Here is a 20,639-nt window from a genome sequence, read left to right as displayed (position 1 = left end):
GGGCTGGTCGGGGAGAATCTCGGCAAGATCGCTTCGTCGACGGCGGGCGGCGACGTCGTTGCCGGCAAGTCGGCCGTCGTCGGCGGGCTCGCGGGTGTCAATCGCGCGACGATCCTGGCGTCGACGGCGAACGGCAGCGTTCGGGTCGGCAACGCCGCGGTGGCGGGCGGGCTCGTGGGGCATAACGCGGGCACGGTCCGCGCATCCACCGCGAACGGCAACGTCTCGACCGGCGACGACAGCCAACTGGGTGGTCTCGTCGGCCGTAACGACGTCCTCGGCGTGGTGACGGCGTCGAGCGCGCATGGCAACGTGGACGGGCGGGCCAACGCAAAGGCCGGTGGTCTCGTCGGCTCGAACGACGGCGCGATCGGCGCTTCGTCGGCCAACGGGACGGTCAAGGTGGGCGCGCGGAGCGTGGCGGGCGGCCTCGTGGGCGAGAACCGTGGCACCGTGATCGCTTCCTCGGCGGCCGGCGGCGTATCGGCCGGTGCGAACGGTATCGCGGGCGGCCTCGTCGGGCGTAACGAAGGCAGCGTGTCGTCGTCGAGCGCGTCGGGCAACGTCGTCGCGGGCAACGATAGTTCCGTCGGCGGCCTGGTCGGTCATAACGTCATGAACGCATCGATCAATGCGTCCGACGCGTCCGGTTCGGTGAAGGGCGGCGATGTCAGCTCAGTCGGTGGTCTCGTCGGCAAAAACGACGGCAAGATCGCGTCGTCGTCGTCGTCGTCGTCGGGTGAGGTGTCCGGCGGGCGCAATGCCCGGCTGGGCGGCGTGGCAGGCACAAACTTCGGCAATGTCGATCGTTCGAGCTCGAGCAGCCGTATTGCCTATACGGTCGGCTACGACCAGTTCTACGGTGGGCTGGTCGGCGTCAACTTCGGCTGGATGCGCGGCAATAGCGTGAGCGGAAGCGCGGCGGCGGTGCCGCTCGCGGGCCTCAATTTCCGCGATATCCGGAACTGATCGGCGTCGATCCGGGAAGCGGCGTTCATTGCGGTGATGCTCGCTTCCCGGGCACGTCACGCTGTCGCGATGTCGATCCGACGCCCGTTCGGCAGGCATGCCGGACGGGTTGCCGAGCCGGCGATGGCGGTACGTATGCCGTCGCCGGCCCGGTTTCCGTCGAAACGATGCTTTCAAAGGTCCTTCACGTCGATCCGTGAAGAACCTTTTCTTTTGGCCGCGAGCCGGACACGGCCGGGAATCGTCAGAACGGTCGGCATTCGCGTGCGCTGTCGGCGCGTGTCGAGACGGCAGCGCGAACGGAGCTATCTCTAAAAATTCCCCGAACAAAATGCATCGCACGAGCGGCTGATCCTCCGAATGCTCAGTTGCCGCAATGCGGAACACGCGACGCATATTTGCCGCATCAAAGTTAGGTCAAGTCCGAAAGCGAGATGCCATTCCATCTAACATGTACGAAATGGTTCACATGATGCAGACACCCATGTGGGCGTTTGGCATGATCGGAAATCCCCTTTTTTCCAGGTGTTTTCCGAGACGATCACGCGTGCCGGAGCGACGTCGTTCCGGTCGCGTTCGCGATCGTCGCCGCGCGCCATGTCGCAGAGCCCGCTTCAATCCCTTCGTCGTTATCAGAGCATCTCGGTGTTTGGCGGCGGAATCGTCGTCACCGTCCTTGTCCTGATCGCTTGCGGTCTCGGGATGGCGTCGATCGTCTCGGGTTATGTCGAGGGGGCTCGGCGCAACTACCTGAACGGCCTGGAGCAGACGCTCAATGAAATCCATGTGAGCGAAACCTCGTTCCGCAACGGCGTAGCGAACGCGCAACTGATCTGGCAGGAGGCCAGCGACGCGCCGGCGGCCGTCGTCGACGAATTCTTCGCCAACGACCAACGTATCGCGACCCGGCCGTATCCGTCGCTCATCGTCGGTGTGCCGGCGCAAACCGGCAACCGGGCCGAAGTCGCGCGCTATCTGTCGCTGTCGGTGCTGCTGTCGCGCATCTGCGCGGCCAGTTCTATCAATCGCGGGCGTACGCTGGAGGGCTACCACTACAGCACGCGCACGGGATTGCTCGCGCTGATCCCCCATCGGAACCGCGACGATCCGGCGCTGGTTTCGCCGGGAAGCCGTGCACGCGTGCTGGACGCGCTGCGCATCGATTTCGAGCGCCCGTATCCGGACATCGCCGATACGCGCCCGCGTGTGCGCTGGCTGGCGCCGTTCATCGATCCCGTGTCGGGGCAGTCGCGTATCCGGATTGCGGCCGAGGCGCGCGACAACGGTAAACCGTTTGCGGTGCTCGTCACCGAATATCCACCCGAATACCTGCTGTCCTGGCTTGCCGACTATCGCCCGGAAGGCACGTTCTACATCAAGACGGCCGATGGCCGGCTCGTCACGATGGATCCGTCGGCGCGCGATACCGGTCGCATGGAAAGCCTGTCGAAGCTGAATCCGCGATGGAGCGGTGCGTCGTCGCCGGGCGCGCCCGTGTTCCGCGACGGTTTCCTGTTGTTTCACGGCAAGCTCGAATCGACGGGCTGGACGCTTGCCTATGCGCTGTCGTGGGCCGACATTGCGGCCGGCGTCGCGCGTTCGGCCGGCACGCTCGGCGCCGCGACGCTGCTTGCGCTCGTGGTCATGTGGGGGCTGCTGCTGCGCTTTCATCGGCGCGAGTTCGTGCCGCTCTACACGCGTTCGCAGCGCGTGTTCGACAGCGAAGCACTGTGCCGCAGCGTGATCGAGATGGCGCCGATCGGGCTCGGGCTGATCGCGCGCGACGACGGACGTTTCATGCTCGTCAGCCCTGCGCTCACGGACATGGTTGCGCGGATCGGCGGCGACTATCATGCGCTGTCGAGCCAGGTGGCCGACGCATGGCAGGCGCGCGGCGACGCAGGCGGCGTGCTGCACGACGACCTCCTGCTGGGGGGCGTGGAAGCCGCGCATCTGCACCTCGAATTCATTGCGTGCGGCGCACGCTATCAGGGCACGGACGTGCTGATCGCCGCGGTCGCCGACATGACCGCCAAGCGGCAACTCGTGCAGCAACTGGAAGAGGCCGTGCGCGCGGCCGATTCGGCCAACGCCACGAAATCGTCGTTCCTCGCGGCGATGAGCCACGAGATCCGTACGCCGCTGAACGTGATTCTCGGCAACCTCGAACTGCTCGAGCGCTCGGCGCTCGACGCGACCCAGCATGATCGCGTGCACACGTTGCGCGCGTCGGCGATGAGCCTGCTCGCGCTCGTCAGCGACATTCTCGATTTCTCGAAGATCGAGGCCGGTGCGATGTCGGTGGAATCGATCGAGTTCGACGTGATCGCGATGGTCGAGCGTGAGTTGAACGCGTTCGCGACGATCGCGAAGGCGAAGGGGGTCCAGCTATTCTGCGGGATCCATGCGAGCAGTACGCAACAGATGCGCGGCGATCCTACCCGGTTCGCGCAAGTGCTCCGCAACCTGCTGAGCAATGCGCTCAAGTTTACCGATGTCGGCCTCGTGACCGTGCGCGTCGCGGTCATTGCAGAAAGGCACGACACGCCGGAGCTGTCGATCGCGGTCGAGGACACCGGCATCGGTATCGCCGCCGAACATCGACGCAAGCTGTTCAACGCATTTTCGCAGGGCGACACGTCGATCACACGGCGCTACGGCGGCACGGGGCTCGGGCTTGCGTTGTGCGACCGGCTCGTCGCGGCGATGGGCGGCCGCATCGAAGTGGCGAGTGAACCGGGCGCAGGCAGCCGTTTCACGGTCCTTTTGCCGCTCGGCCTGGACGTCGTCGCACTCGACCGGCCGCGCACGGCTCACGCACACGGGCTGACGCTGATCGCCGCGCATCCCGCGTGGCGCGAATTTGCGTTGCCGCATCTGCGCGCATGGGGATTCGACGTCAGTGTGTACGACAGCCCGTCGAGTCTGCCGACCGGCATCGCACGACACGGCGCGGTCGTGCTGTTCGGCGATTCCGACACGTGGTCGCATGCGGATCTGATCAGCCTGAGCGATTGCGAGATGCTGATACTCGCGATACCCGACGGCCCGCTCGAACCGTATCGAGCGGGCGACACGGTACGCGTATCGAGTTATTCGCTCGGCGGCTTGCGCGCCGCATTGGCGCTCGGCGGCCCGATGCGGGACGAAAGTGGGATCGATGCCGCATCGGGCGATGCCCCGCGACGTGACGATACGCACGCTTGCGATTCGGCGACGGCCGATTCGTCGCGCGACTCGGCCGCGTCAGGCAGTCGCGCATTGCGCGTGCTCGTTGCAGACGACGAAACCATCAACGGTTCGATTTTCAGCGAACAATTGTCTGCACTCGGCTGCACGGCAGCCGAGGTCGGATCGGGGCGTGCGGCGCTCGAATCGCTGGCCGGCGGCGACTGGGACGTGCTGCTGATCGGCGACGATCTGCCCGACATGCGCGCGCACGAACTGGCCGAAGCGGCACGTGGCGTCGATCCCGTGTGTGACGTATTGGTCGTGACGTCCCATCTGACGCCCGAAGGCATGCACCGCTGCACGACAGCCGGTGTGCGGCGCGTATTGACGAAACCCGTGACGCTCGGGCACCTGCGCGGCGCGCTCGCGCATGCGTGGCAGCGCCGTGCCGCGACTTCGGCGAAGGAACCATGCGTGGCCGCGCGTCCATTGGGCTCAACCGATCATGAAACGGCTTTGCATGACAAGTAACCAACAGCAGCGTACGCATCAATGCGTATCCAAAATAAAACAGGCAGGGTGCCGGCGCACGTCGCACGGCAGATTTCAAATCAATACTGAAGGGGAACGCCGTGCGTCATGTAGGGAAAATATTCGCACTGTTGCTCGAGTTTGCCGCACTCTCTGAGAAGTCTCGTCGGGAATTCCTGACGATGATGAACGAGTTTCTGCTCATGTCGCCGGTTCAGCGGCGACGTGCGCTGATCGATTGGAAAAATAGGGTGGATGACAACTCGCATGACCTGCCGGGCGATTCGAGCCACCGATAGCGCGCCGTGTGGCGGCATGACCACGCTGCGAGAGAGCGCGGCCGGACGCCGTCGCGGCATCCCGTAACGGCGCCAAGCCGTCGTGAACTTCGGCAAATCCGCGCGGCGCGGCAGTGCGGATACGTCGTGCGCATCACGGGCGCCAGCGCGTATCGTCCGCCGCGTGGCCTGCGCTGATTGCAGGGCGAACCGGGATTTATCTTAGAATTGAGTCACTATTTGTCCGGTGCGCCGTATACGGCTAGCCATCGACACGATGGCGCGAGCATGCTCCCCGTCGCGGCGGGGACCGGAAGCGTGACTGAAAGCCTCGGGGAAACAGGAACATGGACGAATTCTTTGTGCGCGTGATGGTAGCCGACGATCATCCGGCGTCCGCGCTCGGCATGTCACAGTCGCTGCAAGGCAACAGCACGATCAAGCTTGTAGGCACCGTTTCGAACTCGACGGACCTGGTCGCGGCGCTCGACGCGCAGCAGAGCGATGTGCTCGTGCTCGACTATGTGATGCCGGGCGGCAAGTACGGCGACGGGCTCGTGCTGCTGTCGTTCCTGCAGCGTCGTTACCCCGCGCTGCATATCGTGACGATCACGATGATCGACAATCCGAGCGTGCTGCGCGCGATCCACAAGCAGGGTGTGAGCTGCATCCTCAGCAAGTCGGACGCGATCTCGCACCTGATCGGCGCCGTGCATGCCGCGTATGTCGGTGCGAACTATGTGTCGCCATACATCAAGAAACTGCTGCAGGACATCGAATCCGAGCCCGTCGCCCGCGCACTGACGACACGCGAGATCGAGGTTGTCCGGTTGTTCGGCGCGGGCTATACGGTGGGAGAGATCGCCGCGCAGCTCCATCGCAGCAAGCAAACCATCAGTTCGCAAAAGTCGAGCGCGATGAAGAAACTCGGGATCGTTCGCGACGCGGATCTGATCCGTTACAACGATGAGCAAAAGCTCGCCGGCGCGTCCGACGGCGATACCGCGTCGACGTAACGCGCGAGGGCCGACTGCCGCTCCGGACGTTTCGGGGCAGACGCCGCTGAAATGACGCATTGCGTGCGGGCGGAGGCACGCCGCGCGACACGACTACCCTGTTTTCCAGGGAGCCGATGCGCCCGCATCGGTGAATGATTCGGTACGCCCGGCCACGAGCAACGAGATCGATACGACATGCCCGCAAAGCTGAAAAGACTTGTTTCGCACGCCACGGTGGCCGTCCGCAAACCATTCGAACCGGGGCGCGTCAGGAGGCAGCAACAGTTTCTGCTATACGGCAGCGGCGCGGCGATCTCGGCGTTCATTCTGGTGTGCGCGACACTCGTGTTGCTGCTCGACGTGCAGGAGTCGCTCGAGCGTTTCCGCGTCGAGTTCACGGGACGCAGGGCCGAACTCGTTGCCGAGGTGGAGATCATGAGGGCGCTGCGGAATCGCTATGTCGAGGACATGGAGCTGCAATGGGCCAGCGTCGCTGAAAATTCGCCGGGCCTGCCCGGGTTGCTCGCCGGCAAGCACGGCAAGCAGACGTTCGTCGGGCGGAATGGGCGAATTGCGATCGCCGCATTCGCCGACATCCCGCCGGCCACGTCAGCGAACAGTCACTTGCCTTACCTCGCACGCTATCTCGAGCGGGTCGAGGTGACGGGCGTCCTGCCGCCGCCACAACCGGCCGATCCGGGCGGTTCCGCCTATCTGATCGATCCGAACGGCGATTTCATCGTTGCGGCGGGGCATCCGCTCGTGAAGCGGGCGCTTGCGCTGCCCGGCGGTTTCGACGTAAGGGCACTGGTCGAGCAACTGCGGCCGATGGCGAACGATACGGCCGTATCGACGGCGCCCGCGGTTCGTCGAAACGCGATTGTGCTGGACCGGCGATTCGATCCGGTGCTCGGGCGCTCCGTGCTGCGGATGGTGCAATGGGTGCGTGGCGCGAACGGCAGGCCGGTCGTCTGGTTCGTCATCAACAGCCTGCCGCTGATAGAGGGGATACTGCGCTCGCCGGGCGCCGGCAGGGAATACGCGCTCGTCGACGCCGGAGGCAAGGTCCTGCTCGGCCGGCAACCCGACAGCGCAATGGTGGCCCGTGCGCTCGATCACGTGCGCAACGAGGCCGGCGAGCGAGCGGTCGCCCATCGCGTCGGCATGAACTTCGTCGTTAGCGACCGGGTGCCGAGATCGGACGAGGTGGTGATGGCGACCATCTCATGGCGTGCCGTTCTGAGCGACATAGTCCTGCGCGCGAGCTTGACGGTCGCACCCGCGCTCTTCGCGATCGCGCTGCTGTGGATGGCAATCGTGACGTTCGACAGGCGGGCGCTGCGTCCCGCGAATCGGCGTGCGATTCGTCTGATCGAAAGCGAGGCGCTCAACCGGACGCTGATCCGCACGGCGCCGGCCGGGCTCGTGCTGCTGTCGTTCGCCGACGGCGAAGCGATCGTGCGCAACGACGCGATGATCGCGTACGAGCGGGACGTGACGGGCGAGCCGCTCGGCAAGCGCTTGTGGCGCGCATATCGTGAGGGCGCGCCTGCCGGCAATGCGCGCACGCGGGTGACGCGAGAGCTGGCCATCGAGCGTGCGGGATACGGCGCAGCCTATCTCGACGCGCATATCGCGCGCACCAAGTACCGCGGGATCGACGTGTTGCTGTGCACGCTGCTCGACATCACGGCCCGCAAGCAGGCGGAGGAGAAGCTGCGCGAGGCGCGCGAAGCCGCCGAGTTCGCGAACAAGGCGAAATCGACGTTCCTTGCGACGATGAGCCATGAGATCCGCACGCCGCTCAATGCGATCGTCGGCAACCTGGAGTTGATGGAGCGCGCGGCACTTCCGGCACGGGAGCGGCGGCGCCTGAAGACGGTCATGTCGTCGTCCGATGCGCTGCTGCGCGTGATCAACGACGTGCTCGACCTGTCGAAGGCCGAGTCGAACCAGATGGCGCTCGAAAGCATTCCGTTCGACCTGCGTCGTGTCGTGAACGACGTGACTTCGATTTTCCGCCCGCTCGCGGATGCGAAAAACCTCACGCTCACATGCCGCATTGCCCCGGATCTCGCCGATGGCTACATGGGAGATTCGACCCGGCTGCGGCAACTGGTCTCGAACCTCGTCAGCAATGCGATCAAGTTTACAAAGCGCGGCAGTGTGACGATCGACGTACGGCTTGCACCGGCGGGCTCGGCCGGCCGTGGCGTCGAAATCGCTGTCAGCGATACGGGCATAGGCATTCCGGAAGACAGCATGCCGACCCTGTTCGATGTCTATATCCAGACCGACGCGTCGATCTACCGGCGCTTCGGCGGCACGGGGCTCGGGCTGCCGCTGTGTCGGCGCATCGTGACGCTGATGGGTGGCGAGTTGCGCGTCGACAGCCATCTTGGCGAAGGCACGGTTTTCGTGGCCGCGTTGCCGCTGCCCGAAGCGCCATCCGGCTGGCGAGACGATGCGCCGGAACCCGGGGCGCTCGCGGATACTGCGCGCGGGTACGAAGCGGAGGCGGAATTCGAAGCGGGTGGAGAGGCCGAGACGGACGCGGAGGCCGACGATGACGAGCTGCTGAGCGTGCTCGTCGCCGAGGATCATCCGGCAAGCCGGGCGCTGCTGCGTGACCAGCTCGACGCGTTGGGCTACGACGCGACAATCGTGTCCAACGGCATCGAGGCGATGCGCGCGTTCTTCGAGCGGCCGTACGACGTCGTGCTGACCGATCTCGGCATGCCGGAACTCGACGGCTTCGCGCTCGCGAACTTCCTGCGCGAGCAGGGCGCCCGCGTACCGGTGATCGCGATGACGGCACACGCGACCGACGAGGATCGCCGGCGCTGCGAACAGGCCGGCGCGGTGGAGGTTGTGCTCAAGCCGCTGTCGATCGAGACACTCGACGCGGCGTTGCGGCGACATGCCGGACGTGACGCGGTGCCGTCCGCACCGGCGAACGGGCGAGCACCTGTTGCGCCCGCGATGACCGACGAGGTGCGGCGCACACTGCGCGACGCGACACTGCATTCGCTCGCGGCGATCCGCACCGCCCTTGCGAACGGCGACGCCGATACGCTGCGTATCGAACTGCATTCGATACGCGGTGGCTTCGCTCTGGCGGGCGACACGGAAGCGCGCGACGCATGCGCCCGCGCCGAACACGCGATGCGGGACGGCGGTCCGGAAGCATTGAAACATGTATGGGATGCGACCGAGGATGCCGTCCGGTGGGCACTCGAACGGCTGTCGACGCGTGACGGGCCGGGCTCGGGCAAGTCGGGAAAATAGTCCGGGGTATTTGCCGTTGGTTCGTGACAGGCGGCGATCATGCCGGGCATCGCTGCCTGAACATTCCAATATCCACTGCCCAAACAGAGAGGTGGGCTCGACGGCGATTCGTTCGCGCATCGCCGCTTCGCGGTAGGCCGTGACCTCGGTATCGGTGTTGGTCTAATGGCCGACCTGTGCGCGGGAGCCGTTGAAGCGCTTCGCGTCGAGGGCCAGCGTCATCTGGGTGATATCCGTTCCGAAAGGCATATTGAACGCTGCACGGAGGATCGCGGACACATAGCCCGACGCGATCGCGACACCGCCATAACACGTGACGAGGTTTGTCACGCCAAGCTGGTACGTGGCTTGCGCGAACAGCGGGCTGCCGATCGCCTGCGAGTTGCACGGCGCGCTGGCCACGAAGCTGTAGCCGCCGATGCCGGGCCACTGCGACGGCTGCTGCTGCACACTGTACCGAGTCTGCGTACACCTATTTCGTCCGCCTCGGCGGCGGATCGAATCGGACCGCTGCCCTAGCCGGTTGGACAGATATCCTCGATCCTCAACGCGCCGGGCGCGACCGCCGTTGCGTTGAGCGTCATGCCGTTCCCGAGGAACGTGACCTTCGCATCGATGTTGGCTGCGTCTCGCACCACCGAAGCATCGCCTTGATGCATCGAACGTCGACGCCGGCGTGAATGACGCCTTCCGTCGGGCGTTCGAACCGAACCGCTCGCTCGGGCGGCTGCCGTTACCTCGATTACCCGTTCGATGTCCTTCGATAGCGGTCTTTCGAAAGTGACGGCGACTGAATCGGTGTTCTGTTTTTCACTGGCGAAAGGCGGCGAATCACGCTCATCACTGTATCTATATTCTCGGGCTTTCCAGAGATCAACGCGTTGTGATTTGAAAAATATATTTAATAATCAGTCGACTAGAGCGATGAAAAAGAAATTCGTACTTGTACTACATGTTTGTGGAGAATGTCGTACTTGTCCTGTTTTGCGTCGTTGCTATTTCATGGAAAATATAGTCAGTGGAGTTGATATTCCACGCGTCGAATACCAATTTAAATCGGTGTTCATTATCGCAAGTTTGTTTTGTTCAGTTCCGATACCTTCTTACTTTATAGAGATTAACCATATGAAAAAGACTCTTCTCTCGGCAGCCATCGTCGCAACCAGCCTGATCGCTCTCGCACCGGCAGCTCAAGCAGCGGACGGCACGATCGATTTCACGGGCAGCGTTGTCGGCACGACCTGCGAGATTCGCGGCAACGGTGGCGGTTCGGACTTCACGGTGGCGCTGCCGCCGGTGTCGACCACCTCGCTCGCAAGCGCGGGTAGCTGGGCTGGCCGCACGAAGTTCGATATCAAGCTGTCGAACTGCTCGCCGCAAACCGGCCTCGTTCAAACGTACTTCGAGCCGGGCCCGACGGTCAACCAGAACACGGGCCGACTGATCGTCGACCAGGGCGGTGCGACCAATGTCGAAATCGGTCTTCTGAACGATACGTTCGGCAAGATCAAGGCCGGCGCGGCGGTGGCTTCGCAGAACTCGCAGACCGTGAACATCGCGGGCGGCAATGCGAACATGAGCTACTACGCTCAGTACGAATCGCTGGGCGGCGCCAAGGCTGGTGCGGCAAACTCGCGCGTCCAATACACGATGTCTTACCAGTAAGCTTGATCGACGGCCGCCGACTGTACAGCGGCCGAATCCGGAGTTGTGCTCTTTAAGCCGGCTCGTTTTCAGGCGAGCCGGCTTAGCGGGAAAATTTCCATGAAACGAATAGATATTAAGGATTACGAATGGTTGTTGAGATCAGGAGATTCTTCGTAGTAGCAGTGACGGCAGTGATTGGGATGGCCGCCGCGAGTTCGCATGCAGCCGTCGTCATAGCCGGCACGCGGGTGATTTATCCGGCCGCCGAGCGCGAAGTGACCGTGAAGTTGAACAACGTGGGGAATTCGCCTGCACTGGTTCAGACCTGGATCGACAAGGGCGATGCGAACGAGAGCCCGGACAAGATCGACGTGCCGTTCACGCTGACGCCGTCGATGTTCCGGATTGATCCGAGCAAAGGACAGACCCTGCGCATGATTTACACGAAGGAACCGCTGGCGCAAGACAAGGAATCGCTGTTCTGGTTGAACGTTCTCGAAGTGCCGCCGAAGCCGAGCGCGGAAGTAGCGGGGGAGAACCACCTGCAGCTCGCGATCCGTACGCGTATCAAGGTGCTGTTTCGCCCGACCAATCTCGCCGGCAAGTCGGAAGAGGCGCCGGCCCAGGTGAAGTGGACGGTTGAGCGTTCCACGGACGGAAAGGGCTGGGTGCTGAAGGGCATGAATCCCGCAGCGTACTACGTGAACCTCGGCAATGTCGCGCTGCATACGGGCGGGAAGACGTTCGAGGCAGGTGCAGGCTACATCGCGCCTGGCGAATCGTCGACGTTCCCCGTCAACGAGCTGAATCAGGCACCGGCGGCCGTGGCAGAGGTCGAGTATCTGAGCATCAACGACTACGGCGCCGGCATGACGAACAAGCGCCCGCTCGATACCAACGCGGCTCACTGAGCCGGCGACAACGGAGGTAGTGCACAAGCTACCTCCGTACCACGGGCGGATCGATGCGCGATCCCGCCGCAAATTCTCCACTTGAACGGTTTGGCGAGCCTCCTCGGGATGCTTGGGAGAAGCCTATTTCCGAAATTTTCTGTTGCGCGCTCTTCCAGCGTGACGATTTTACTGGGCTGACATGACGTCGATACCTGTTTCGCTAGCGGCCGACCGAAAATTGCTGCCGCTCAAGCCGATTTACGTACTAGTGCTCTCTGCGATCGCCGTCTATGGCATCGAGGCGCGCGCCGACAGGGATCTCCCGTCTGATACGGTCGCGCAGGTGCAATTCGATCAAGGCTTTCTCCTCAACGGCAATGTGGACCTGTCTCGCTTCGAGAAAGGCAACTTCGTTGCGCCAGGCTCGTACAACGTCGACATCTACGTCAACGAGACCCGGGTTGGCCGTTCCACACTGCAGTTTCGCGATGACGACAAAGGTGACCGAGCCGAACCCTGTTTCGATCGCAAGGCGTTTCTGCAGATCGGTGTCGATCTGAAGAAACTGTCGCAGGAAGCGGCCGAGAAGGTTGAGCAAGCGGATCAATGCTGGCGAATCGGTGAGGTGATTCCCGACGCGAGCAGCAGCTTCGATTTCGGCGATCAGCGGCTCGACCTTAGCATTCCGCAGGCGTCGCTGAGCCGAAATGCGCGCGGCTACGTTAGCCCCGAGTTCTGGGACTCCGGGGTGACGGCGGGGATGCTCGGCTATGACGCGAACCTCTACCAGTTCAACGCGGGCGGCGCGGGCGGCAGCCAGACGCAGGGCTATCTCGGCCTGCGTGGCGGGTTCAATGTCGGTGGCTGGCATTTCCGTCACGAAGGATCCTATGCATGGTCGTCCAGCGGCCAAAGCACGTATCAGAACGTTGCGACGTATGTCCAGCGCGATCTGCCGAAGTTGCGCTCGCAACTGACGATCGGTGAAGCCTACACGAGCGGCGAACTGTTCGAGTCGACGTCGTTCCGCGGCGTGCGCGTGGCGTCCGACGATCGCATGCTGCCGGATTCGCTTCGCGGCTACGCCCCGGTCGTTCGCGGCATTGCACAGAGCAATGCGAAGGTGACGATCAAGCAGAACGGCGTGACGCTGCTCGAGACCCCCGTCGCACCTGGCCAGTTCGAGATCAACGATCTGTACGCGACGGGATACGGTGGCGACCTCACGGTCGATGTGCTCGAAGCAGATGGCAGCGTGCATTCGTTCAATGTGCCATATGCGGCCGTTCCGCTGTCGTTGCGCCCTGGCGTGAACCGGTACAGTTTCGTTGCCGGCACCGTTCGCGATCCAATGATCAGCGGCAATCCATGGTTCTTCCAAGGCACCTGGCAGCGTGGTTTCACCAACCTGTTTACTGGGTACGCTGGTGTGACGGTCGCCCAGGGGTATGTTGCAGCGATGGCCGGCGGCGCATTCAACACGCCGATCGGCGCCATCGGGGCGGACATCACACAAGCGATGACGACGCTTCCCGGCCAGGGGCGGATGAGCGGCAGCAGCGTGCGCGTGAGCTATGCGAAGAATCTGCCGGCGACAGGCACCGACGTGTCGCTGGCCGCCTATCGCTATTCGACCGGGGGATACTTTGGGCTGAACGATGCGGCGCGGACGCGCAGCAATGCCGAGAACAGTCTCTCGGTCGATACGGTTTGGCGTCAGCGCAATCGTGCCTCTCTTACCCTCAGTCAGAATCTGGGAGAGAAGCGCGGCCAGCTTTACGTCACTGCATCGGCGGCGAACTACTGGAATCGAGCGGGCTCGGACGTCAGCTATTCGGCTGGCTATAACAACAGTTTCAGGAACATCGGCTACAGCGTTCAGGCGACACGTCAGCGCTCGTTGGGCGGCTCGATCAGTACCTTGTATTACGCAAGCGTCACGATTCCGCTTGGCAAGACCCGTCCGGTTACGTTGACCAGCAACTTGACGCACCAAAGCAGCGGTCGCACACAGGTGCAGACGACGTTGACGGGGTCGCTCGGTGTGGACAACAACTTCTCGTACGGTGTCACCACGAATCAGGCGGCTGGCGGCGGCACAACGGCGTCGATGGGTGGAGGCGCGAATGCGATGTACCGCAGTCCGTTCACCGAGATGCAGGCGAGCGTGACTGGCGGTCGCGGATTTTCGCAGGCCGCGGTGGGTGCGCGTGGCGCGATTGTTGCGCACCCGGGTGGGGTCACGCTGTCGCAGCCGCTGTCGGAAACGATCGGTGTCATCGAGGCACCCGACGCCAAGGGAACGCGCGTTATCAACACCTCTGGGGTGCGGGTCGACGGCCGGGGCTACGCAGTGGTGCCGTATCTGACGCCTTACAGTATGAACGCGATCGAACTCGATCCCAAGGGAACTTCGACCGACGTCGAATTGCAGCAGACGAGCCAGCAGATTGCACCGCGTGCCGGATCGGTCGTGTTCATGAAGTTCGAGACGGTTTCGGGCAGGGCAGTGCTGATTCGTGCGCCTCAAAAAGACGGCACACCGCTGCCGTTCGGCGCACTCGTCTATGACGAAGAAAGAAAGGAAGTCGGCGCGGTCGGGCAAGCGAGCAAAATCTTTACGCGTGGGATCAGCGATCAGGGCATGCTCGATGTAAAGATCGGTAGCGGTGATAAATCGCTTTGTCGCATCAATTATTCTCTACCGGTAAAGGATAGTGCGAGAAATGGCTCGGAGTACGATCAGCTTGATTCGATATGTCAATGAGTGTCAGTGCGGTCGGGTGACGGTCATTTCTATATCAGCCGCCATCGGCATCGTGGTTGAGGTAATCAGACGATGAGCGAAGTACAGGCTGAAAATGCCATTTGCCCGACTGCGGGAACGTCGACGTTCACCGAGCGATGGTGAAGTTTTAAAATCATCTGTTGAATCTGTGCGAGAAATTTCATGCTGAGCTTGTTAGTTAAAAATCTGGGTGCATGTCGTGCATATCGGAATGCGAGGAAAGTGGAAAAATCTTCTGTCTCCGCTAAAGCCGTCGCCATTCTGGTATTGACGGGAGCCATTCCATCTATCGCAAATGCAGTTTCGTGTTCAACGCCGCATACGTTAAACATGGAGGGGCCCTCGTCAATTAGTTTGGATCCATCTGTACCCATAGGTGCCGTCTTGTGGAAGGGTACGGTGTTAGCAGGATCATCGATTATTGGAAATTGCCCGAGCGGCGAGTTCACCTGGGTCTCGAGCTATAAAGGAACCAACGAGTACCTTGGCAAAAATATTTATGCCACAGGCGTGCAGGGTGTTGGAATGAAGATAAGGTGGGCTCCTAGAGCGGAGCCTTCTGGATTCTGGCCGGCATCTAACTACCAGACTACTACGCTGAATCCAAGCAGCGCTGCGAAATTAGAGGTCCAGCTTGTTAAGACGGGGAGTGTTGGCGCAGGGCAATTGATCGGGATTTTTGGAGAAAACAACGGAACAGGGGGACAAATTTCCGGGTTGGTTTGGAACTTTCGATGGTCGGCGCCTATCATTCTGGTCCCCAAAACCCCGACTTGCACCGTTGCAACACCCTCGATCGCTGTACCCTTGGGTGCGATGCCCAAAACGATCTTCAAGGGCGTTGGTTCCACGTCGAACGCACGGCCCTTTGATATCAAACTGACGTGTTCAGGTGGTGACCCCGGTTACTTGACGGCCGTCTACGTAACCTTGACGGACAACACTCGAAAGGGTAACGAAACAACGACGCTTTCGCTCATTCCGGAGTCCACGGCAACCGGTGTTGGCATCCAGGTTCTGCGTAACAACGGCACGGCATTGGTTGCCTACGGCCCGGATTCGAATGTCCTCGGCAATACCAACCAGTGGCTGGCAGGCTCGACGGGTAATGGCTCGTTCAACATTCCGCTCAGCGCGCGATATGTCCAGTCTGCCCCCACGGTCACGCCAGGTAAGGCCGATGGCCGCGCGACATTCACGATGAGCTATCAGTAACAACCCCGGGGCGTTGGAATCTCGTCATGGGCTGGAATGGCGTGGGTGAGCGTCCGTACACGGACGCTCGATTCACCCTGAATATCATGCTATATCGAGCAGGTACGCATGTCATCGTCCCCAGGGCCGAGTTCGTAGGCGTCACGATTGGGGATTGGCGGTTCCAGCACCTTCCTCGTGATCACGCGCGGCCTGACCTGCCTGATTTCTTCGGGCCATTTCAATCTTGGTGGAGTTGACCCTGTAATCCCGGACACGGCATCACACTAAGGTTGCTGAATCCATCGCGCGACGAAACGCTCTTGGCGAGCGGTATTTCAACGCGCTCTGGGGATGCTTCTCGGTGTAATGCTCGAAGGCGATGGTCAGGTTCTGCGCCGCAGTTGCTGCATCCGGCTTCGGCATGAAGGCCACGTAATCGCGCTTCATCGTTTTCACGAAGCTCTCGGCCATGCCGTTACTTTGCGGGCTGCATACGGGCGTGGTCAATGGCTTCAGACCGATGTCCATAGCGAACCGGCGCGTCTCGTCGGCTGTGTAGCCTGAACCGTTGTCGCTCAACCACTCGATTTCGGATGGCGTATGCAACGCAGTACCGAAACGATTTTCCACTGCAGCCAGCATCACGTCGCGCACGATGTCGCCGCTGTGGCCCGCCGTCGTGGCCGCCCAGCTCATGGCTTCGCGGTCGCAGCAGTCCAGCGCGAACGTCACGCGCAGCGGCTCGCCGTTGTCGCACCGGAACTCGAAGCCGTCCGAACACCAACGCTGGTTGCTGCGCGCCACGGCCACCTTGCCGTCGTGCCGTCGCTGAGGGCGAGGCGGAACCGGTCGCCGCTCCATCAGCAAGCCATGGGTGCTCATGACGCGATAGATGCGTTTCGCATTGAACACCATCAGCCCAATTCGCGATCGTTATGCCCAAGTGCTTCACACAAATGTTCCAGATACACCTCGAATGACGTCTCCCAGTCCATCATGCCTCACGCCATGGATGAAGAAGTTCCTATAGTGGCATGAATTTATTGACACAGTAAGATTAGGGCCTCGCCGGTCTCCTCATCGACGTGGTGGACTTGAAAGACGTTCTTTGCAATGTCGATCCCAACTGGCGTGAGCTTCATGGCGGACCCTCCGGTTTGCCACCTCCGCAACTCACGGGGTGGGAGGCGTCCATTCCATTGCCCCGCCCACAAAATGGCGGATAGGTCCATCCGGGCGACAGCCGGTGCGGCTCGCCGAGTCTAGCCTTATCGCATCCTGCTTGCGATCACGTCGACAAATCGGCCGCGCCGCGTGCGCGCCGGAATCTCCGGTTCAGCGCCTTCAACATCGGTCGTTCGATCCATACGTGACACACGTAACCGCAGACGCAGGCCACGCCGAGGATCGCGCACGCGGCGCCAAGGCCCGCCCCCGTGCGCGGATCAGCGCGTAGTCCGGCAAGCTTGCCGGCCATGCCGATCACGTAGGGACGGATCAGATAGATCGAATAGCTGGAGGCGCCGAGCTCGGCTGTGATCCGGTTCCGGTTGGTCCAACCCCGCCTGTCGAGCGCGACCAGCGCGACGATCAGCACGAACGCGGGGCCGCCCCACAGCACGACCCGCGCAAACCCTTCCGGTGTACCGTAGCGCATCTGCAGCAATGGGATCGCCGCGATGGCGGCAACGGCGACGGCGGCCCAGACGGGCGCGGCGATCCGCTTCACGATGCCGGTTTGCAGCACGCCGTGCGCCACGACACCAAGACCGAATTCCAGCACGAACGGCTGACCGAGATGGTCGACGACGGTCGCACCGCGTGGGTCGAGAACGGCCACGCATGCGCACAGCAACGCGAGTGTCAGCGCGGCAAGCACGGCCGCATGACGTGCACGCACGCAACCGAGCGCGGCCGCGACGACGAGATAGAACAGCATCTCGTACTCGAGCGTCCAGCCGTTGAGATTCAGCGGCCCCCAATGGCCGTTTTCCTTTACGTACGGGATGAACAGCAGCGACTTGACGAGATAATCGGGCGCTGCCGTCGTCGTGTTCAGCCAGTGAGGACGCAGCAGCGCGATCGCGTAGATGCCGAGCGTCGTCACCCAGTAGAGCGGCACGATCCGGATCACGCGCTTGACGAGGAAATTGCGGCCCTCGTATGGCGCGACGCACGACATGATGAATCCGCTGATCACGAAGAAGACGTCGCCTCCCTCCGGCTTGCCCGGACGGCAGCACATGCAGGTGATAAGCGACAACCGCGAGCGCGGCGAGCGCCCGCGCGGACTGGATGTTCAGGTAGACGGGCTGGCGCCGTGTGTTTGCGCTCACATGTACCTCCCGACCGTGCGTCGCGAAGGCGAGATTGCGGACGGAGGCACGTGCGCTTCGACACCGCTTGCGGCGCCGGCGTCGGCGCCCGGCATGGACGCCGACCGACCCGGTCGGCGTGCCGGGCGCGCGAAACCGGCGAACTGCATCGCGCCCAGCAGCGACACGCTCGACAAATGGCGCGTGTAACTGCCGAGATCGGGCTCGAACAGCATCGACACGGCGACATGCCCGACGACGAGCGACGCGAGCCAATTGGCCGTCGCCGGGCGTGCGCCGCCACACGGTGGCCAGCGCGATCCAGACAAACCCCTGCATGGCGATTTCCTTCGGCCCGGGCGAGAACAGCACCGGCAGATTCAATCGCAGCGTCGCGTACAGGTAATCGACGCAGAACGCGAAAAACGACGTCGGGGCGATCGGGTTGTGGAAGCTGGTGCGCGCGCCGTACGGCGAACCGTACGCGAGGTAGTCCGCGGCCATGTCGCGCGGATGCAGCAGCAGGTAATACGCGTCGTTCGGCAGCAGCACGAGCACGAGCGGCGCGGCCAGCATCAGCAGCGTCCTGCGGCGCCATGTGCCGCGCCGGAACAGCAGCACGGCGAGCGCGACCCCGAGGATCAGCGCGAAATAGCTGCGCACGATTGCCGCATAGGCGCCGTACAGCACGACGGCTGCCGCGATCGCGACGAGCGCGGGGCGGCGTTGCGCGACCCTGGCCAGCACGATCGCGATCAGCACGACGAGCGTGTCCTTGCTCGCGACGAACAGGTTGAAGAACACGCAGGGCACGAGCAGCACGAGGCTCGCCGCGAGCGAACCGGCGCGGCGCCCCTGCGCGATCATCACGCAGATGAACAGCGCGCCGACCGCGGCGGTGAACGCGTGGGTGCCGCCGACGCCCAGCATCGCGTAGAACTTCGCGACGGCATCGAACGACGTGCCGTCGTAGTCGCCCGATCCACCGATCTGGCTCTGGATCTTCTCTGCGTCGCGGAACACGTATTCCAGCAGGAACGCACCGGCCTTCGCATAGACGATCCAGTAGAGAAACACGGCCAGCGCCGCGATCGCGCGGGTCAACCCGCGGCTGAGGGTCGGCCCTGCACCAATCAGCTTATGCAGCATCGGATACGCTCCTCCGGATTGCGCCAGCCGCGTGGATTCGCTCGCCGCGCATGACGATCGGCGCCAGCACGCCAACGATCGCGATGCTGGCCGTCAGATGCGCGAGCGCCGCGCCGGTCGTGCCGAAACCCGCGATCAGGTACCACGCGGCCGGCACGCAAACCAGCGCGACGCCTGCCATCGACAGCGTGACGGCGACGCCGGTCCGCAACGCGATCGCGGCCGCCCACAGCACGTCGGCGGCCGCGCGCAGCACGAGCGACGCGAGCAGCACCGCCAGCAACACGACCTCGTGCGCACCGGTCCGTTCGTTCGCGAGCCGGAACATGTCGTCGTGCACGACGAGGATCGCGACGGAAAGCAATGCCGCCAGACCCGCGCTTGCCGCCACCGCACGGCGCAGCCGACGACGGAAGTCGGCGGGATCGTCCGCGAGCACGCGCACGAAACCGGGCGCGGCCGTGGCGGCGACCGTCGCGAACGCGACCGTCTGCACGGCGTTGGCGACCGACCACGCGAAAACATAGCGGCCGAGCGCGTCGGCACTCGCCTGGCCACCGGCGATGAAGCGCTCGGCGTACTGCAGGATCGACAGCAGCGCGCCTGCCGCGTAGAACGGCAGGCCGCGCAGCCAGACCTCGATCATGTCGCGGGCCGCCGGCATGCGCGCGGCCCGCCCTGCGTGGCCTGCCTGGAATGCAAGCACGCCGATGCGATGCCATGACACGGCCACGGCGCACGCATTGCACGCGAACCACAGCGCGAATACGGCTTCGATCGAGCGCACTGCGCCGACGAGCAGGTCGGCGCACGCGATGCCGGCCCATGCGCCGGTGCGCATGAACAGCAGCAACGAGCCCGTGCGCGGGCGGTGCAGCGAAAACAGCCATGCGTTCGTTTCGAATGCCGCATGCTCGGAGAGCACCACGAGCAGGACGCACCAGAGCACGCGCGTCGGCAGGCCGAATTCTCCGGCCGGAAAACCGGCGAGCGATGCGATCGCGAGCGACGTGCAGATCAGCAGATAAAGCCCGCCGAACACGGCCCACAGTCTGCGCGCCTTGCCGATCGCGGGCCGCGGGTCGCTCGCGCTCAACCGGCGGTTGAGCTCCGTGCTGAAGCCGAGCCCGAGCAGCTTCGACGCGACGACGGACGCGGCGACCGCGAGCCCGTAGACGGCGACTGCATCGAAGCCGAGCATGCGCGCGATGACGATCGTCAGGCCGAACTTTTAAATACAGTCAGATCCGAGCCTGAGGTTGCGATGTGTTGGATTCGACTCAACCAAAGACAATTTTGGATAACCTGGGATGCGATTTAAATGGGACACGTATTAAATGAACGGCCAGGCTATTAATACATGTACTAATGCGATGTGCTGGGGTTTTCGAGAGGCGTGGGTTGCGAAAGACCGG

General features: G+C 63.0%; 14 protein-coding genes and 1 pseudogene. 10 read left to right on the top strand and 5 right to left on the bottom strand.

Annotated elements, in window-relative coordinates; translation table 11 throughout:
- The 4 genes from GD429_RS28050 to GD429_RS28030 form a co-directional block, all read left to right on the top strand.
- On the top strand, nt 1–969 hold a 969-nt coding region (locus GD429_RS28050), incomplete at its 5' end, for a GLUG motif-containing protein (protein WP_415748958.1).
- A gap of 597 nt (nt 970–1,566) precedes the next feature.
- Nucleotides 1,567–4,671 carry an ATP-binding protein gene (locus GD429_RS28045; protein WP_152861816.1) on the top strand — a complete coding sequence of 1,035 codons (3,105 nt, stop codon included), beginning with the start codon at nt 1,567–1,569 and terminating at the stop codon, nt 4,669–4,671.
- A 625-nt stretch (nt 4,672–5,296) separates the two neighbouring features.
- On the top strand, nt 5,297–5,965 hold the full coding sequence (locus GD429_RS28035; RefSeq protein ID WP_152861814.1) for a response regulator: 669 nt from the start codon (nt 5,297–5,299) through the stop codon (nt 5,963–5,965).
- Between the two features lie 177 nt (nt 5,966–6,142).
- A complete protein-coding gene (locus GD429_RS28030; RefSeq protein WP_152861812.1) occupies nt 6,143–9,235 on the top strand; it encodes a hybrid sensor histidine kinase/response regulator in 3,093 nt (1,030 codons plus the stop codon).
- 162 nt (nt 9,236–9,397) lie between these two features.
- On the opposite strand, the gene GD429_RS28025 is transcribed toward GD429_RS28030, so the two are convergent.
- Both GD429_RS28025 and GD429_RS41680 read right to left on the bottom strand, forming a co-directional pair.
- Nucleotides 9,398–9,685 (bottom strand): fimbria/pilus outer membrane usher protein, encoded by a 288-nt coding sequence (locus tag GD429_RS28025; protein WP_193727223.1) that lies wholly within the window; start codon nt 9,683–9,685, stop codon nt 9,398–9,400.
- Nucleotides 9,686–9,750: 65 nt separating this feature from the next.
- On the bottom strand, nt 9,751–9,873 hold the full coding sequence (locus tag GD429_RS41680) for a hypothetical protein (RefSeq protein WP_265334696.1): 123 nt from the start codon (nt 9,871–9,873) through the stop codon (nt 9,751–9,753).
- Nucleotides 9,874–10,159: 286 nt separating this feature from the next.
- Here GD429_RS41680 and GD429_RS28020 point away from each other — a divergent pair, with 286 nt between their 5' ends.
- The 4 genes from GD429_RS28020 to GD429_RS28005 all read left to right on the top strand — a co-directional run bounded on the left by GD429_RS28020 (nt 10,160) and on the right by GD429_RS28005 (nt 15,778).
- Nucleotides 10,160–10,900 (top strand): fimbrial protein, encoded by a 741-nt coding sequence (locus GD429_RS28020; RefSeq protein WP_321574926.1) that lies wholly within the window; start codon nt 10,160–10,162, stop codon nt 10,898–10,900.
- Between the two features lie 164 nt (nt 10,901–11,064).
- A complete protein-coding gene (locus tag GD429_RS28015; RefSeq protein WP_321574925.1) occupies nt 11,065–11,793 on the top strand; it encodes a fimbria/pilus periplasmic chaperone in 729 nt (242 codons plus the stop codon).
- 181 nt (nt 11,794–11,974) lie between these two features.
- Nucleotides 11,975–14,542 (top strand): fimbria/pilus outer membrane usher protein, encoded by a 2,568-nt coding sequence (locus GD429_RS28010; protein ID WP_152861806.1) that lies wholly within the window; start codon nt 11,975–11,977, stop codon nt 14,540–14,542.
- A 183-nt stretch (nt 14,543–14,725) separates the two neighbouring features.
- Nucleotides 14,726–15,778 (top strand): fimbrial protein, encoded by a 1,053-nt coding sequence (locus GD429_RS28005; protein ID WP_152861804.1) that lies wholly within the window; start codon nt 14,726–14,728, stop codon nt 15,776–15,778.
- A gap of 261 nt (nt 15,779–16,039) precedes the next feature.
- On the opposite strand, the pseudogene GD429_RS28000 reads toward GD429_RS28005, so the two are convergent.
- Nucleotides 16,040–16,672, bottom strand: a pseudogene (locus GD429_RS28000) (DDE-type integrase/transposase/recombinase); the annotation flags it as partial.
- 376 nt (nt 16,673–17,048) lie between these two features.
- A complete protein-coding gene (locus GD429_RS27995; protein WP_265334695.1) occupies nt 17,049–17,942 on the bottom strand; it encodes an acyltransferase family protein in 894 nt (297 codons plus the stop codon).
- Here GD429_RS27995 and GD429_RS41305 point away from each other — a divergent pair.
- Nucleotides 17,941–18,285 (top strand): hypothetical protein, encoded by a 345-nt coding sequence (locus GD429_RS41305; RefSeq protein WP_227791774.1) that lies wholly within the window; start codon nt 17,941–17,943, stop codon nt 18,283–18,285. The two genes, GD429_RS27995 and GD429_RS41305, sit on opposite strands and share 2 nt — an antisense overlap.
- Nucleotides 18,286–18,351: 66 nt before the next feature.
- Entirely contained in the window at nt 18,352–19,278 is a 927-nt protein-coding gene (locus GD429_RS40705; RefSeq protein ID WP_193727224.1) for a hypothetical protein, read from the top strand.
- On the opposite strand, the gene GD429_RS27985 is transcribed toward GD429_RS40705, so the two are convergent.
- Nucleotides 19,214–20,425, bottom strand: coding sequence for a polysaccharide biosynthesis protein (locus tag GD429_RS27985; RefSeq protein ID WP_152861802.1), 1,212 nt, complete (start codon nt 20,423–20,425; stop codon nt 19,214–19,216). The genes GD429_RS40705 and GD429_RS27985 overlap by 65 nt on opposite strands.
- Between the last annotated feature and the right edge of the window lie 214 nt (nt 20,426–20,639).

The organism is Burkholderia sp. BE17 (genome assembly GCF_009362305.1).
GTDB lineage: Bacteria > Pseudomonadota > Gammaproteobacteria > Burkholderiales > Burkholderiaceae > Burkholderia > Burkholderia pyrrocinia_C.
Note: the sequence above shows the minus strand (reverse complement) of the source record. Positions and strands in the feature narration are given on the sequence as shown.

Excerpts from the sequence above, each read along its gene's own strand:
- GD429_RS27995 (WP_265334695.1), bottom strand. The coding sequence starts at position 17,942 with ATGTCGTGCGTCGCGCCATACGAGGGCCGCAATTTCCTCGTCAAGCGC.
- GD429_RS41305 (WP_227791774.1), top strand. The coding sequence starts at position 17,941 with ATGATGAATCCGCTGATCACGAAGAAGACGTCGCCTCCCTCCGGCTTG.
- GD429_RS28045 (WP_152861816.1), top strand. The coding sequence starts at position 1,567 with ATGTCGCAGAGCCCGCTTCAATCCCTTCGTCGTTATCAGAGCATCTCG.
- GD429_RS28035 (WP_152861814.1), top strand. The coding sequence starts at position 5,297 with ATGGACGAATTCTTTGTGCGCGTGATGGTAGCCGACGATCATCCGGCG.
- GD429_RS28020 (WP_321574926.1), top strand. The coding sequence starts at position 10,160 with ATGAAAAAGAAATTCGTACTTGTACTACATGTTTGTGGAGAATGTCGT.
- GD429_RS28030 (WP_152861812.1), top strand. The coding sequence starts at position 6,143 with ATGCCCGCAAAGCTGAAAAGACTTGTTTCGCACGCCACGGTGGCCGTC.
- GD429_RS28005 (WP_152861804.1), top strand. The coding sequence starts at position 14,726 with ATGCTGAGCTTGTTAGTTAAAAATCTGGGTGCATGTCGTGCATATCGG.
- GD429_RS27985 (WP_152861802.1), bottom strand. The coding sequence starts at position 20,425 with ATGCTCGGCTTCGATGCAGTCGCCGTCTACGGGCTCGCGGTCGCCGCG.
- GD429_RS28010 (WP_152861806.1), top strand. The coding sequence starts at position 11,975 with ATGACGTCGATACCTGTTTCGCTAGCGGCCGACCGAAAATTGCTGCCG.